We start from the raw sequence: 276 nt of genomic DNA, 5'->3' as shown, positions 1-276 counted from the left end.
GCAAGGGACGGTGTGTGGCTTTCCGATCTTGTTACCCCAGTAACCTCTTCGAACTGGTAAAACAGACAACTTAGCAAGGATAATAGCGCCTCGAATGGCAGTGGCGACTTCCTTGCTGCACTTCACACCCAAACCAATATGACCGTTGTTGTCGCCAATGGCAACAAATGCCTTGAAACGTGTGCGCTGTCCGGCACGTGTTTGTTTCTGTACAGGCATGATCTTTAGAACCTCATCATTCAGGGACGGGCCGAGGAAGAAATCAATGATCTCGAA

At 49.3% G+C, this 276-nt stretch carries 1 protein-coding gene; it reads right to left on the bottom strand.

All coding sequences use genetic code 11. The features are described 5' to 3' along the window. Positions 1-276 (bottom strand): uS5 family ribosomal protein (locus tag F0U47_RS22745; RefSeq protein WP_497463091.1); only part of this gene is annotated, 276 nt, incomplete at both ends.

The organism is Nocardioides antri, from assembly GCF_008373765.1.
GTDB lineage: Bacteria > Actinomycetota > Actinomycetes > Propionibacteriales > Nocardioidaceae > Nocardioides > Nocardioides antri.
Note: the sequence above shows the minus strand (reverse complement) of the source record. Positions and strands in the feature narration are given on the sequence as shown.